Source organism: Sulfobacillus sp. hq2, assembly GCF_002903155.1.
Lineage (GTDB): Bacteria > Bacillota > Sulfobacillia > Sulfobacillales > Sulfobacillaceae > Sulfobacillus > Sulfobacillus thermotolerans.
In genome coordinates, this window is sequence record NZ_NWUL01000045.1 from 34110 (window position 1) to 48174 (window position 14065).

13 protein-coding genes are annotated in these 14065 nt (G+C 52.2%); 3 read left to right on the forward strand and 10 right to left on the reverse strand.

Going from position 1 to position 14065, the window contains the following annotated elements; translation table 11 throughout:
* Window positions 1-7: 7 nt before the first annotated feature.
* The 8 genes from prmC to CO251_RS12770 form a co-directional block, all read right to left on the reverse strand.
* Complete coding sequence (gene prmC, locus CO251_RS12735; RefSeq protein ID WP_103376197.1) at window positions 8-859, reverse strand: peptide chain release factor N(5)-glutamine methyltransferase; 852 nt, start codon at window positions 857-859, stop codon at window positions 8-10.
* Window positions 856-1929, reverse strand: a complete 1074-nt coding sequence (gene prfA / locus CO251_RS12740) for a peptide chain release factor 1 (protein WP_103376198.1) — start codon at window positions 1927-1929, stop codon at window positions 856-858. Before prfA ends, prmC begins: the two co-directional genes overlap by 4 nt.
* A 73-nt stretch (window positions 1930-2002) precedes the next feature.
* Complete coding sequence (gene rpmE / locus CO251_RS12745; RefSeq protein WP_103376199.1) at window positions 2003-2203, reverse strand: 50S ribosomal protein L31; 201 nt, start codon at window positions 2201-2203, stop codon at window positions 2003-2005.
* 82 nt (window positions 2204-2285) lie between these two features.
* Window positions 2286-3734: a HAMP domain-containing sensor histidine kinase gene (locus CO251_RS12750; protein WP_242968596.1), complete on the reverse strand. Its 1449-nt coding sequence runs from the start codon at window positions 3732-3734 to the stop codon at window positions 2286-2288.
* Window positions 3735-4454, reverse strand: coding sequence for a response regulator transcription factor (locus CO251_RS12755; protein WP_103376200.1), 720 nt, complete (start codon window positions 4452-4454; stop codon window positions 3735-3737).
* A 1-nt stretch (window position 4455) separates the two neighbouring features.
* Window positions 4456-6618 (reverse strand): transcription termination factor Rho, encoded by a 2163-nt coding sequence (gene rho, locus CO251_RS12760; protein ID WP_103376201.1) that lies wholly within the window; start codon window positions 6616-6618, stop codon window positions 4456-4458.
* A 34-nt stretch (window positions 6619-6652) separates the two neighbouring features.
* Entirely contained in the window at window positions 6653-7603 is a 951-nt protein-coding gene (glpX, locus tag CO251_RS12765; RefSeq protein ID WP_103376202.1) for a class II fructose-bisphosphatase, read from the reverse strand.
* Between the two features lie 258 nt (window positions 7604-7861).
* Window positions 7862-8236: a response regulator gene (locus CO251_RS12770; protein ID WP_158246339.1), complete on the reverse strand. Its 375-nt coding sequence runs from the start codon at window positions 8234-8236 to the stop codon at window positions 7862-7864.
* A gap of 253 nt (window positions 8237-8489) precedes the next feature.
* On the opposite strand from CO251_RS12770, the gene CO251_RS12775 reads away from it, so the two are divergent.
* Complete coding sequence (locus CO251_RS12775) at window positions 8490-9689, forward strand: S1C family serine protease (protein WP_103376204.1); 1200 nt, start codon at window positions 8490-8492, stop codon at window positions 9687-9689.
* Window positions 9690-9706: 17 nt separating this feature from the next.
* On the opposite strand, the gene CO251_RS12780 is transcribed toward CO251_RS12775, so the two are convergent.
* The gene (locus CO251_RS12780) at window positions 9707-10162 is read right to left on the reverse strand and encodes a GNAT family N-acetyltransferase (protein WP_103376205.1); all 456 of its coding nucleotides are present in this window, start codon (window positions 10160-10162) and stop codon (window positions 9707-9709) included.
* Window positions 10163-10292: 130 nt separating this feature from the next.
* A complete protein-coding gene (locus CO251_RS12785) occupies window positions 10293-11675 on the reverse strand; it encodes a cytosine permease (RefSeq protein WP_103376206.1) in 1383 nt (460 codons plus the stop codon).
* A gap of 207 nt (window positions 11676-11882) precedes the next feature.
* Here CO251_RS12785 and CO251_RS12790 point away from each other — a divergent pair, with 207 nt between their 5' ends.
* Window positions 11883-12464, forward strand: coding sequence for a metal-dependent hydrolase (locus CO251_RS12790; RefSeq protein ID WP_158246340.1), 582 nt, complete (start codon window positions 11883-11885; stop codon window positions 12462-12464).
* A gap of 93 nt (window positions 12465-12557) precedes the next feature.
* Window positions 12558-13952, forward strand: coding sequence for a phosphomannomutase/phosphoglucomutase (locus CO251_RS12795; protein ID WP_173677111.1), 1395 nt, complete (start codon window positions 12558-12560; stop codon window positions 13950-13952).
* Window positions 13953-14065 lie beyond the last annotated feature (113 nt).

Here is a 14065-nt window from a genome sequence, read left to right on the forward strand (position 1 = left end):
AGGTACTTCACGCCTTTCTTTCCGCACATATGATACGGTCAATGCCTGCTAAATCCTTCTCCCGCTCCAGCACGGTGAATTGTTGATCCCTCAAGAGTTCCTCTACCGCATCCGCCTGACCCGCACCGATTTCTAAGTACACACGGCCTTTCATTGCCAACTTAGTGGGAAGCTGGCGAATGAGCCTTTTAATCACCGCGAGTCCTTGCTCAGGGGCATATAGGGCGCAAGCCGGTTCGTACTGTAGCTCGGGCTCCAATTCGCCCGCTTGATCGATATCAACATACGGCAAATTCGCCACAACGACTGTTAGAGGCCCTGCAACCTCATCCAGTAAATCGCCGTAAATCCATTGAATCTCTGTCCGAGTCGCAATGCGGTGCGCGTTGTCTTGTGCCACTGCCAACGCACTAGAGCTAATGTCTACCCCCATAATATGCCACTTTGGGTCTCCATAATACGCCAAAGCTAACGCTACCGCCCCACTTCCCGTGCCCACATCAACAATCCTTTGGGTCGTTTTGGCCGTATCCCGGAGTACCCGCTCGACTAAATGCTCTGTTTCCGGCCGAGGAATTAAGACGCGGGAATCGACCATAAGGTCTAAACCCATAAACTCTCTTCGACCCACAATGTAATGATATGGGACGCGTTGACAACGCTGGTCAATCGCTTCCTCAAAATGCGCACGCATCGAAGGGGTCACCCGTTCCTGGCCAGACAACCAGCGTACCAAGGGTACCCCGGAGGCCTGACACCAAAGACTTTGGGCTTCCCGGTAAGAGACTTCAACCCCTGCGCTGGCCAAACGCGCAGCGCCACGTGTCACCAACGTTCGCCACGAAGGCGTGTCCGTCATGATCCCTCCTGGAGCCTCTCTTCTTGTTCTTGGGCCTGCAGCGCCTCAATAATCTCCTCAATATCACCATCTAGCACGTCATCCAAACGGTGCAGAGTCACTCCCACACGGTGATCCGTCACGCGCCCTTGAGGAAAGTTATAAGTTCTTATGCGTTCAGACCGGTCGCCTGTCCCCACTTGCTGTCGGCGCTCATCGGCAATCTCGCGGGCCTGCGTACTGTCGTACAAATTCTTGAGCCGCGCGCGCAGCACCGTCATCGCTTTGTCGCGGTTCTTCAATTGGGACTTTTCATCCTGGCAGGTTACCACTATGCCCGTCGGCAAATGCGTAATTCGCACCGCTGATTCCGTTTTATTGACGTGCTGCCCACCCGCTCCACTTGCGCGCATGGTATCAATCCGCAATTCCTCCGGATCAATATGCACCTCAACCTCTTCCACCTCAGGCAGAACAGCAACAGTCACCGTGGAGGTATGAATCCGTCCACCCGCCTCAGTCACTGGCACACGTTGCACGCGGTGCACACCCCGCTCAAATTTTAAATGACTGTAGGCACCATGACCTTGGATCATAAAAATGATTTCTTTAAACCCACCAATATCGGTTTCGTTGACGGAAAGCAATTCCGTCTTCCACCCATGGCGCTCGGCATAACGCGAGTACACTCGAAACAGCTCTGCCGCAAATAGCGCCGCCTCTTCACCCCCGGCGCCCGCCCGAATTTCCATGATGACATTTTTGGCGTCATTGGGGTCTTTAGGAGTCAGCAGTGCCTGAATGTGATGTTCAAGGCGATCAAGCCGAGCCCGAACCTGAGCTAATTCGTCTTGAATCCAGTCCTGGTCCCCCGAATCTTCTCGTGCCATTTCTTTAAGGGTCTCAATTTCCTCTGTTAACCCTAAATACTCATCATATCGATTCACAAGCTCTTGCCATTCCGACAGTTCTTGCGAATATTTTCGGAGCAACACCGGATCCGAAGCGACCTGCGGATCCGACAAGACATCTTGCACCTCGTGATAATGCGCGCGGGCTGCGTCTAGCCGCCCCCGGGTCGTATCGTCCATGACTCCACCTTCTCTTGACCATTTTATTAAACGTTGTCGCATAAAAAAACAGAGCCACCGGCTCTGTTTTGACTTACTTCATACCGTAACGCTTCTTGAAGCGTTCGACCCGTCCGCCAGTGTCGACGATCCGCTGCTTTCCAGTATAAAGAGGATGGCACTGCCCACAAATTTCGATCCGTAAATTACTCTTGGTTGACCCGACGTGATAGACGGCACCGCAAGCACACGTTACGGTCGTCTTCTGATATGTCGGATGAATTCCTTCCTTCATGCTCTCACCTTCTTCCCGGCCCTTCCAAAACGCATTGGGTATTTTAACAAATTCCGTCGATGAATACAAGACATGCCGCAAGTTACGGCGCTTCGCGGTACGTCGGCAGGGTCATGGTAATGACGGTGCCCCCTGCTGGGTTATTCGAGGCGGTGACCGTCCCCCGGTGCTGCTGCATCACATCATGCACTATGGACAGCCCTAATCCACTTGATCCTTGCCGCGCTTTATCTCCGGTCACGAAACGCTCGAACACATGATCCAACATCTCAGGGGGAATGCCTGGCCCTTGGTCGGTAACAGAGACCGCGATGGTCGCACCATCACTGCTTAACACGGAATCAATCAGTATGGGGGTGGCCCTTGGTGCCCACTTCGCCGCATTATCAATGATATTAATCAGTGCTTCCACTAAGTAATCCTCAATCGCCAGAATTTCTGCGTCATCGCGCTGGCGCCAGACTAAGGGATGTTGAGTCTCTTGGGCCAATGGCGCCACCCGGTCCAGTGTCGTTTGGATCCAAACCGAGACGCGCACCAGGCTTTTATCGCCAACGCCACTTTGGATCCGGGTAGCCGCCAAGAGACGATCAACCAGGCGCTTAAGACGCAATGTCTCATCCCACGCGATATCGACAGCCCGTTTCAAACCTTCGCCCTCAACCATTCCGTCGCGAATGGCTTCAAGAAACCCGCGAATCGATGTCAATGGGGTCCGCAAGTCGTGGGCCACGTGGGCCAACAACGTATCCCTGACTTCTGCTTCTTTTCTTAATTGGTGCATCTGTGAGGTTATACGGTCCGCCATGCGGTTAAACTCCTGGGCCAGCTCCCGCACCTCTTGTGCGCCCTGCTCTTGAGCATGCACCTCATGCGCATTATCCCGCCCCATCTGTGACACGGTCTCCCGTAGAGCTAATAAAGGCTGGGCCAACCGTTTAGAAAACCCATAGGCTAAAATTGCGGCCATCACAATCGCGGCGATTTCACCTAATAGTAACAGCCCCGTAAGGGATCGCGCCGTATGGTTCGAGTTACTAAGCGGCGCTTCCAGAAACACCGCGCCATAAATGTGGCCATGCGCAATCACCGGCACACCGGCGGTGGCCTCCGCTACATGATTCGGTCCTTCTAACACCCCTTGAAACTGCTGTCCATCTTCCAACACCCGAACCAGAATGGCTTCTGACCACGGGGCCGCCGGCAACCGCTTATTTCCCGTTTCCAAGAGAATCTGACCGGTATCATCCAAGACAAACACGCGATCGTTCAACGTGCCTTGCAAGACACTCACCAAATAGGCCGCTTCTGGCCCATACAGAGTCCCCGTAAAGTATCCTTGCATGACCCCTGATATACTTTGCCCACGAGTCGCCAAATCTCTGACTTGGGCTCCGACCAAATAATTGCGAAACGTAATGTTGGAAATCCCTAAGGCGATAGCCAGCACCATAATCGTCACGGCAACATGACTAAAAATCAGCCGAGACGACAAACTCCGCCCAAATTTTGAATTCCACCGCCAGCGCACTTAAGCTTCACGCTCGTGGGGTTTAAACCGATATCCCTGGCCCCACACCGTTTCGACATATTGATAGTCCGCTGCCGCCTTCAGCAATTTCTGGCGCAACCGGGTAATATGCACGTCTACCGTGCGCCCATCGCCTTCAAAGTCGAACCCCCAGACGCGGTCAAGCAGTTGGTCACGGCTAAAGACCTGTTGAGGATGTTGAGCCAAGAACCACAACAGATCAAATTCACGCGGCGTCAATGTCAACACTTCTCCTCCCGCCGTGGCCAACCGCTGCTGTGCATCTAGCATTAATCCTGGAAAACGAAGAATTTCCGTCTCTCCGGGTCCTTGTGGTGTCTGGGTACGTCGTAAGACTGCCCGCACCCGTGCCACTAACTCTTTAGGACTAAAGGGTTTAATAAGGTAGTCATCCGCCCCTTGTTCTAATCCTGCGATCCGGTCTTCTTCATCCCCTACGGCCGTTAACATGACGACCGGCAGCCACACTTGTCGCTCCCGAATCGCTTTGAGCACCCCAAAGCCATCCAATCCGGGCAGCATGATATCGAGGACCACCAAGTCCACCGGATGTTCTTCAAGTTTTTTTAAGGCTGTAAGCCCGTCCGCCGCTTCAATAATCTCGAAGTCCGCGCTTTGCAAATATAGTCGACACAGCTCGCGGATATGGTCCTCATCATCCACTAACAAAATGACGGGCTTCTTGTCCGCAGCGTCCATGTTAATTGGAGCCTCCTTGCATCGCGGCAAACATGCGGAAGAATTCGGCATTAGACTTCGTTCGGCGCAAATTCTGCAGAAGCAATTCCGTCGCCTCGACATCTTTCAGATTATGAGTGGCCTTACGAACCATCCACACCACTTCTAACTCTTCCGGAGTCAAGAGCAAGTCTTCACGACGTGTACCCGAACGTTTGATATCGACAGCCGGGAACGTCCGACGTTCGGCCAATTTCCGATCGAGATGCAGTTCCATATTGCCTGTGCCTTTAAATTCTTCATAAATCACGTCATCCATGCGCGAGCCCGTATCCACCAACGCGGTGGCTAAAATCGTGAGACTCCCGCCTTCTTCCACTTTCCGTGCAGCCCCAAAGAATCGCTTCGGCTTGTGTAAAGCCGCTGGATCCATTCCACCGGACAATGTCCGACCCGATGCTGGAAGCGTGAGGTTGTAAGCTCTTGCCAAGCGGGTGATCGAGTCGAGGAAAATAACCACGTCGCGTCCCATTTCTACGATGCGTTTGGCGCGTTCCAAGACCATTTCGGCAACCCGTATATGATCTTCCGGGGGCTCATCAAAGGTTGAACTGGCCACCTCCGCACGCACGGAGCGTTGCATATCGGTGACTTCCTCTGGGCGTTCGTCAATCAGCAGGACCATCAGATGCGTCTCCGGACTATTGACGGCAATGGCATTGGCAAGCTTCTTAAGCAGAACCGTTTTTCCCGCCTTGGGCGGTGCCACAATCAAGCCGCGCTGTCCTTTCCCAATCGGCGAAATGATATCGACAAGACGCGTGGCCAACTCTTCGCGGGTTGTTTCCAAATAAAACCGCGACTGGGGAAAGATTGGCGTAAGGCCATTGAAATCCGGACGTTCTGACGCCTTTTCCGGCGACATCCCGTTAACCGCTTCCACTCGGAGCAATGCGAAATATCGCTCGCCATCTTTCGGGGGACGAGCTTGACCCGACACTTTGTCACCCGCACGCAAGTCAAAACGCCGAATTTGAGAGGCCGATACATAAACATCTTCCCGGGAACGCTGAAAGTCCGTTGGCCGTAAAAATCCGTAGTCACCAATAACATCGAGCAGACCTTCTGCAAAAATAAAGCCATCTTTGTGTGTACGCGCCCGCAATATTTCCCAAATGAGTTCCCCTTTACGGTAAGACCGAAAGTTTTCCACATTTAAGGAACGGGCCAGCTTATACAAATCCAACAGCGTCATCGCATCTAGTTGCGCCATCGACAATTGATTTTCGCGGGTCGGACGCGGTAAATCACGACGCGGCGCGCCTTGTTGCGTTCCCGAAGGTCCAGGCCGTTTGGACATATCGCGTCCACCGGAGGGTGCAGGACGCGGAGCCCCGTTGTTTGTGTTCCCCGCATTAAACGCAGGATTTTTATCCCGTACGCCGGGACGATCCTGCCCACCTGGTTGAACAGGTGGCGGCGTGGGAGACGCGGCCGGACCCGTTTTTACAGACACCGATTGCGCCGGTGGCGCGATGACGGCCGGAACAGCCGGCAACGCAGGAGCCGAAGCGAGGGAAGGATCAGGACGAGGGGTGTCAGAACTCGTGGTGGTCGGTGTGGTTGCTGCTGGTATCGTCACCTCTGGCGATGGTGGCAAGGCGGCTGGAGCTGCCAACTCCGTTTCTGGCGGCTTCGCAGGTTCTACTGGCGTAGCAGGAGCCGCTACCGTTTGTTCAGGAGAAACATCGGTCGACTCGGCAACGCGTTCCATAGTCTTTTTCGAACGCCGCTTAGGCTTCTTAACCTCAGGGCTTTCACCGGTTTCGGCTCCCTCTGACTCGCCGGCCATTTGTGTTGCCGTCTGAACAGGAAGAGCCTCTTCCGTCTGGGCCTTTTGCGATTTACGCCGCGACCTGCGGGGCTTCTCGTCCGAGACCGGTTCGACACCTTGCTCAGCAGTGACTTGAGATTCGGTAGAGAGCTCGGTTTTTTTCTTACGCCCTCTCTTTTTAGGTGTTGCCACGGATGCAGTCTCTACCGCATCCTCCGCTGCCACCGACGACGATTGTTCTGCAGGCGTTGCAGACTGGGCAGCCTCTACATTCTTCGTCCGCGAAGTTCGCCGACGCTTGGGCTTCGTCTCTTCGACTGCCATGCCCTCTTGAGTTCCTTCACCAACCATGAATCACTGTATCCTCCCTGCCATCTCTTTTGGCTTACGATTTCTCGGCAATGCGATGAACGGCCGTAATATAGCGAATAGTTCCAGAGCGTGAGCGCATCACCACCGAATGGGTAGTGCAAATGCCTGGTGCATACGTCACCCCTTTAAGCAAATCCCCCGTGGTAATACCTGTGGCCACGTAGATGGCATCATCCCCTTTGACGAGATCATCCACAGTTAAGATGTGATGTGCATCGCGCACGCCCATACTGTGCAACCTGTCCAACTGGGTGTCATCTTCGGGAATCAGCCGCGCTTCCATGACACCCCCTAAAGACTTGACCGCGGCGGCCGCAATGACACCCTCAGGGGCTCCACCACTTCCCACCAGCATATCGACGCCCGAACCAGGTAAGCACGCGGCAACGGCCGGAGACACATCTCCATCCGTAATAAGCTTGACCCGCGCTCCCGCAGCACGAATCCGCCGGATCGTTTCTTCATGCCGCTCCCGGTCCAACAAGACAACGGTTAAATCGCTGACGTCGCGATGGGTTTTAGCCGCCAAAGCTTTTAAGTTGTCTTCAATAGGGGCATCGAGATGGATGACCCCCACCCCTGCGGCGCCTGCCACAATTTTTTCCATATACATGTCGGGTGCATGCAAAAGGTGGCCTTCCGGGGCGACTGCCATGACTGCTATGGCTCCTGCCGTTCCTTTGGCCACCAAATTTGTTCCTTCTAGCGGATCCACCGCAATATCCACGGCATCTCCATCTCCAGCCCCAACCTTCTCGCCTATATACAACATCGGCGCTTCATCCATTTCGCCTTCGCCAATAACGACAGTTCCGCGAATATGCACGGTGTCCAGCATCGATCGCATGGCATCCACGGCCAACTGGTCTGCTCCATTTTTATCGCCACGTCCGATTAAGTGACCCGACGCTATTGCTGCTGCTTCGGTCACCCGCACAAACTCCAGCGCCAATTCGCGCTCCATTGTATGCCTCCATTGTCAAAAGATTTTCTCAAGCCATTGGGAAACGCCAAGAAGAAACGATTTTTTCGCCTCGCGAAGAGAGTTGTTTTACAAGTTCTGTGGTCCGGAATACAAAGGTAGCTGGGCTAAGGGCTTACATCCGGAAAAGGCCTTCCTAAAATCGGTCTTATTGTAACCATTATTTTAGAAATTAGCCATAAAAATTTTAAGATGCGGCTGTATGCTATCACAAACGAGGGGAATTTAGCAAGAACCAAGTTAATCGCTGGGGAACGCTTCAGTCACCGCGGCGGCAATTTCCATCACGATCTCCCGAAATGTTGCTAATCGAAACGGCTTTGCTAAAAACCGGGCTCCATAGGGCAACCGCGATTCAATACTAAAGTCTCCTGACATCACGACAAGACGAGCGGTGGGATACATCCGCACCAGATAGTCTAGCAAATGAGTGGCAGGTAAATCGGGCAAGGTCCAATCCATTACAATGATATCCGGGGCCATAGCCAAATTTTCTGACAAGTATATCACATCTTGAGCTGTCGCGAAGGCGCGAGGACAGACATTCACCTCATCAAGGCACGAAACAAGCAAATCCAGCAATGCCTGATTATCATCAATGAGCCAAATATGCATTAGTAAACCCATCCCTTAGGTTCCTAGTTAATTACAACTATATTCCAAATGATTCGGTTTTCACAGTAATATTCCTATTTATTCCAAATAAAATCGGCGGTTGACTGATGCCGTTATTCCCACCACAAAACGTCGTAGGGTTACGCAATTTTGGTAACGGTTTTGTAACAAGTCCCGGGTACACTACTTTCAAACAAAGCCCGAAGAAAATCGTGTCTTGGGTCTTGATTACATACAAAAGGAGATGATTCCTGTGCGTCCTATTACGCGGACCGTTACCGCAGCCGTAGTCGGCTTCGCCGTCGGCGCAGGCGCTGTAAGCGGAGGCCTTTTTGCCTATAACCAACTCAACCCATCGCACCCGCTAGCCAAAGCGGCGAATCAGCCCCCATTTGCTACCGTGGCATCTTACACACCCCCGACATTGCCGCTCGGCCCTGACACCATATCCAATGTGGTGAAACGGGATGGAGATGCGGTCGTCAAAATCGTGGCCACAGTGCCTGAGTCGACGTCTATTTCGTCTTCACCCTATTTTAACCCATTTTTTGGATCTTTGTTTGGCAATAGTTTGCCATCCACAACTCAAGTGCAAACGGACATTGGATCCGGCTTTTTCATCAACAGTCAAGGCGATTTGGTTACGAATGATCATGTCATTCACAACGCCAACAAAATACAAGTGTACGTGCCAGGGTATACAAAACCCTTTACCGCAACACGCGTCGGCACCGACTATCAAGCGGACTTGGCGGTGTTGAAAATCTCGGCGCCTAAGCCTTTGCCATACTTAGTCCTTGGCAATTCGAACAAAACCCCGGTCGGAGCCTGGGCCATTGCCATCGGCAATCCCTATGATTTAAGCCATACGGTGACGGTAGGCGTCATCAGTGCCAAGGGCCGTCCGTTGACGATCGGCAATCGCAACTACCGTAATTTGTTGCAAACATCAGCCGCGATTAACCCGGGCAACAGCGGCGGGCCTTTATTAAACCTAGCAGGGCAAGTCGTGGGCATCAATACCGCGGTCTCCACGCAAGGTCAAGGCATTGGCTTTGCTATCCCCACCTCGACCGTAGAGCAGGTATTGCCCCAGTTGATGAAATATGGCCATGTGAGCCAACCATGGGTAGGCGTGTTTATTGCGACCGACTCTTCAGCCATGGCTAAACAATACAGCTTACCAACCAGCAAAGGGGTTGTCATTGCCTACGTAGAACCCGGCTCTCCCGCCGCGTCGGCCGGCCTCTCAGCAGGAGAAGTCATTACGCAGTTCAACGGGCAAACCGTGACGACCGCCACGCAGCTAAAGAACTTGGTAAGTAAAACCAAAGTGGGACAAAACGTCGCGATCACGGTCAATGACCAAGGAAAGACCATCACCAAAACCGTTACCATCGGCCAAGAACCCAATCGCGCGATCACCCCACCTTCTACGGGATTTAATTTTTAAGGACATCGCCCTTGGTCTTATTCGGCCAAGGGCTTCTCCATTTCTAAACGCGTTACCGTATATCCTTCTCGTTCATAAAGCTTGACCGCATCGTGGTTTTCCGCAGTAACATATAAACGCGCCACCTTAATGCCTTGTTTTAAGACAAACGCCTGGGCAGTATCCATCAACAGCTTGCCCAAGCCGCGGCGCCGGTACGCCTCTTGGAGGTAGACTTGATCCACCGAACCATATGTGCCTTGTAAATCCATACGTATGGCCACCCAAACAAATCCTGCAAAATCCAACCCATCTTCAAGCACAAAAATCCCATTTTCAAAGGGACGTTTAGCAGCCGCCCGCAACCTTTGCGCCTGTTCTGCTAAAAAAGCCGGGGTACAGACAAATCGGGGAAAATTGATTTTATATAAGTCACACTGTGCGTTTAAAACAGCCCGGTAGTCCTGCTGGGGACGGTAGGGACGAATCTGCAATGCCCTCGCCTCGCTTCGTTTTCGCCTTCATTTTATGAAATATTTCGCGCTCGGTGCACAAAATTCCTTCTCATAACAAAAGCCAGCTCCATTTTCTTTGGAGCTGGCCATGGTTCGAATTTAGTAGATGTTAATCCCGTGCGGTCCGTGTGCCAATAATCCAGTACAACACACCCGCCACGATGAAGCTGACGTAATAGGAGATATCGCCTAAATGGGGATAGCGGTTGGCAAAGGCCCCAACATACAACGCCTGATTGAAAAAGGGAATGGAAACCACGATAGCGATAAGCCATGCCCAAAATCCGGGGCGAATGACACGCCTGGGATCATAAAACATATCGGTGTGATAACGTCCGCGCCGCACCACAAAGAAATCCACAAGGACCACCGCTGTCCATGGCGCCAACCAATACGCCAAAAGAAATAAGAAGTTTTCAAAGTCCAAGTAGTAGGAATTACGCGCAATCCACGCCAAAATTCCACCCAGCAACCCCACGAGAATAGCCGCTACCCAACGTTTGAGTGGGATGTTAATCACCAAAGCCGATAAGGAACCTGAATAGATGTTGAGCACATCCGCGGTCACCGTTCCGATAATGACCGCAAACAATGCGACCGGTACCATCCAATGCGGTTGAATACCTGATAAGAGCGAAATTGGATCAGCGCCTGCCGCCGCTTTGGGGAAAATCGTCGCCAAAGCCACGCCAACCAATTCTAACCATACGCCGGCGATAAAGTTTGCCGAAGCCGCGTTAAAAAACACATGGGAAGGGGGAGTCGTTGATGGTAAATAGCGCGTATAGTCGGAGCCAAATACCGTCCACCCTAGCAAATACGACAACGCTAATCCGACGGCTTCGATAATCCCACCGCCGAGTCCGGTGTATTGCCCTAAAACTGACTTGGCATTAAACGGCAATGCATAGTTCGCATGGGCAAAAGCAAAAATCGAAACCCCTACGAAGACAAGGGTCAGCAGTATCGCCATAAACCGTTCTACGGCGTGAATCATGTTGTGACCGTAGACGGCAACAATGACCTGAATTAAGACCATCACCAACAAGGCGACAAAAAAATCCGTATGAAACAGCGCTTCAAAGGCAAAAGCACCAAGAACCGTATTGACGGCAAACCACATTACTCCCGCAATGGCGTTCAAAGCCCCCGGCAAAAAATTGCCAAAAAACCCAAATGGCGCCCGGGAATGAACCATTTGAGGCACGCCCAACCGCGGTCCAAAGGTGGACACTAATCCTAACAAGGTCACGCCCAAAATATTGCCAATAATAAGTCCCAACGCAGCTTGACCAAAACTAAGTCCAAATAGGCTCACCGCAGCCGTTCCCGTAGTCAATGTCGCCAGCTCGACATTGGCACCAAACCACAGCGTAAACACCGAAGACACATGCCCGTGCCGCTCGGTCTCCTCAACATGTTCAATCCCTTTCGGTTCAATCCGAACCACTTCTGTCCCGTACTGAGTTCCTTGCGCACTGCGTTCCGCCATTGTCCACCTCCGCCTATATCTTGCGTCATATGATTCCGAACGATAACAGACGAATTTTATATAAACGTTCGGAATAAGTCAATGCATAGCTTTGTGCACAATTCCCATTTCATGAAGCGATTTGTCCCTACGGCTGTTGACGATAGCCCTTGGAATTTGTTCTACTGCAACATGCATTCATCTTTCATGGAACAAAGAGGAGATGTCGTGAAAGCTTATACCCATGTTTTAGGAGGCGTCAGCGCCGCCTTAATTGTCATGCGTCTGCCAGTTCCCCACCCTGTCACGTGGATGGCCGCATCCGTTGTGGGAAGTCTATTACCCGATTGGGATCTGCCGCAATCTGTTGTAGGCCGCTTGATTCCCTGGCCTGCCGTATCCGCTTCCAGAGGACGCGGTCGCCCACCCCGCCTCGGTCGCGCTTTTTGGCCACATCCCATCTGGCACCGACACCAAGCCCACTCGGTCCTCGGCGTCGCAGTCGTTAGCATCTTGGCATCATTGCTCCTCGCGATGGTTGCCACCATCCTCCCGCATGCCCGCATTGCATGGCCATGGGTGACGTGGGGATTGTTTTGCGGAGGATTAAGCCATTTAGCTCTAGATGGATTCAATGACGAACGGCAATGGTGGCTATGGCCTTTGACAAAACACGGTTTTCGTTGGCCACTGCATGCGGGTGTGCGCTACATCGATCATCTTACAGCGGGCCTTTTACTGTTCGCTATATTCATACTGGCAGCCCCCATGGCCCACCAATGGGGGATTCATGGCCCATGGTCACGTTAAATCCGGTCGTCATCTGCCATAGACGCATATCGTCACAAGCGGTATGATTGACCGCATGAAGTCCTGGTATTTTGACAAGAAAGGATCATGCTGATGTCATCCACGATTAATCCAACAGTCTTTCGGGAATACGATATCCGAGGTTTGGTGGATATTGATTTTACCCCAGACGACGTCAAAGTCTTAGGGCAAGCCTTCGGCACCTACCTTCTACGCAACCACACCTCCCAGGCCCTACTAGGATGGGACTCACGAAGCTCATCTCCCGCGTTTCGGGACGCTATAACCGAAGGCCTCTTATCCACGGGTGTTGACGTCATCGATATCGGAGAAGTAACCACTCCGATCTTTTATTTTGCCCGCGTCCACTTTAATATTGACGGGGGGGTCATGATTACCGCGTCGCACAACCCCGCCGAATATAATGGTTTTAAATTGGCCCACGGTCCCGCCACCCTCTATGGAGATGAAATACAAGAAGTGCGCCGCATTTTGGAGGCTGGCGACTTCATCCAAGGCACCGGAAAGCGCACAACAGCCAATCCGGTTCCTGCCTATCTATCCATGCTTAAAGAAAAAATCCAATTAGGCCCCAAGCCTTTACGGGTCGTCGTCGACTGCGGAAATGGAACGCCGAGCTTGTTTGCAAAAGATGTAATGCAAGCCTTTGGTGTCAATGCTGAGTGCCTGTATTGCGAAACCGATCCTACGTTCCCGCATCATCATCCGGATCCCGTTGTCGCCAAAAATTTGACGGACTTGATTGCCAAAGTTAAGGAAACCGAAGCCGATTTAGGCGTGGCATTTGATGGCGACGGCGACCGGATAGGCGTGGTGGACAATACGGGACAAATTATTTGGGGCGATCGCCTGATGATCTTGTATTGGCGTGAAATCTTAGCACGCCATCCCCGTGCCCGTGCCATTGTCGAAGTCAAATGTTCGCAGACGTTAGTCGATGAAATTACACGTTTAGGGGGGCAACCGGAATTTTTCAAGACCGGCCACTCCCTCATTAAAGCGCGCATGCGGGAAATCGGTGCTGTCTTTACCGGCGAGATGTCTGGCCATATGTTTTTCGCTGATGAATATTACGGGTTTGACGATGCCTTCTATGCCGCCGGACGCCTGTTCCGCATTTTATCTCACAGTCCCCAGTCGCTATCCGAGCTCTTAGCAGACGTTCCCTTGAAGCCCGCAACCCCAGAAGTGCGGATTGATTGTCCCGATGATAAAAAATCGGAAGTGGTCTCGACACTGCGCGCCCTCTATCAAAACCGAACAGACGTCAGCGTGATTGATATTGATGGATTGCGTGTCAATTTCCCTCATGGTTGGGGTTTAATTCGCGCATCCAATACCCAACCCGCCCTCGTCGCTCGCGCAGAAGCCGATACAGACCAGCATCTGGAAGAAATTACGAAAGACTTAGAATCACAACTTCGCGCTTTCCCGTATCTTCATGAGATTAATTGGGCTGGCGAATAATCCCATCGTCTCTTCCAGTCCGTTCCCTTTGCTCTAAGGGAACGGATTTTTTTGTGCCCTTTTAGAGGATTTCCGCTTCTTATGTCGAATTTTGTCGAATTGAAAAGGGGGAT

Bases quoted from the DNA above. Each gene is read 5' to 3' on its own strand.
- rpmE (WP_103376199.1), bottom strand. From the start codon at position 2,203: ATGAAGGAAGGAATTCATCCGACATATCAGAAGACGACCGTAACGTGT.
- CO251_RS12795 (WP_173677111.1), top strand. From the start codon at position 12,558: ATGTCATCCACGATTAATCCAACAGTCTTTCGGGAATACGATATCCGA.
- prfA (WP_103376198.1), bottom strand. From the start codon at position 1,929: ATGGACGATACGACCCGGGGGCGGCTAGACGCAGCCCGCGCGCATTAT.
- CO251_RS12785 (WP_103376206.1), bottom strand. From the start codon at position 11,675: ATGGCGGAACGCAGTGCGCAAGGAACTCAGTACGGGACAGAAGTGGTT.
- CO251_RS12770 (WP_158246339.1), bottom strand. From the start codon at position 8,236: ATGCATATTTGGCTCATTGATGATAATCAGGCATTGCTGGATTTGCTT.
- rho (WP_103376201.1), bottom strand. From the start codon at position 6,618: ATGGTTGGTGAAGGAACTCAAGAGGGCATGGCAGTCGAAGAGACGAAG.
- glpX (WP_103376202.1), bottom strand. From the start codon at position 7,603: ATGGAGCGCGAATTGGCGCTGGAGTTTGTGCGGGTGACCGAAGCAGCA.
- prmC (WP_103376197.1), bottom strand. From the start codon at position 859: ATGACGGACACGCCTTCGTGGCGAACGTTGGTGACACGTGGCGCTGCG.
- CO251_RS12755 (WP_103376200.1), bottom strand. From the start codon at position 4,454: ATGGACGCTGCGGACAAGAAGCCCGTCATTTTGTTAGTGGATGATGAG.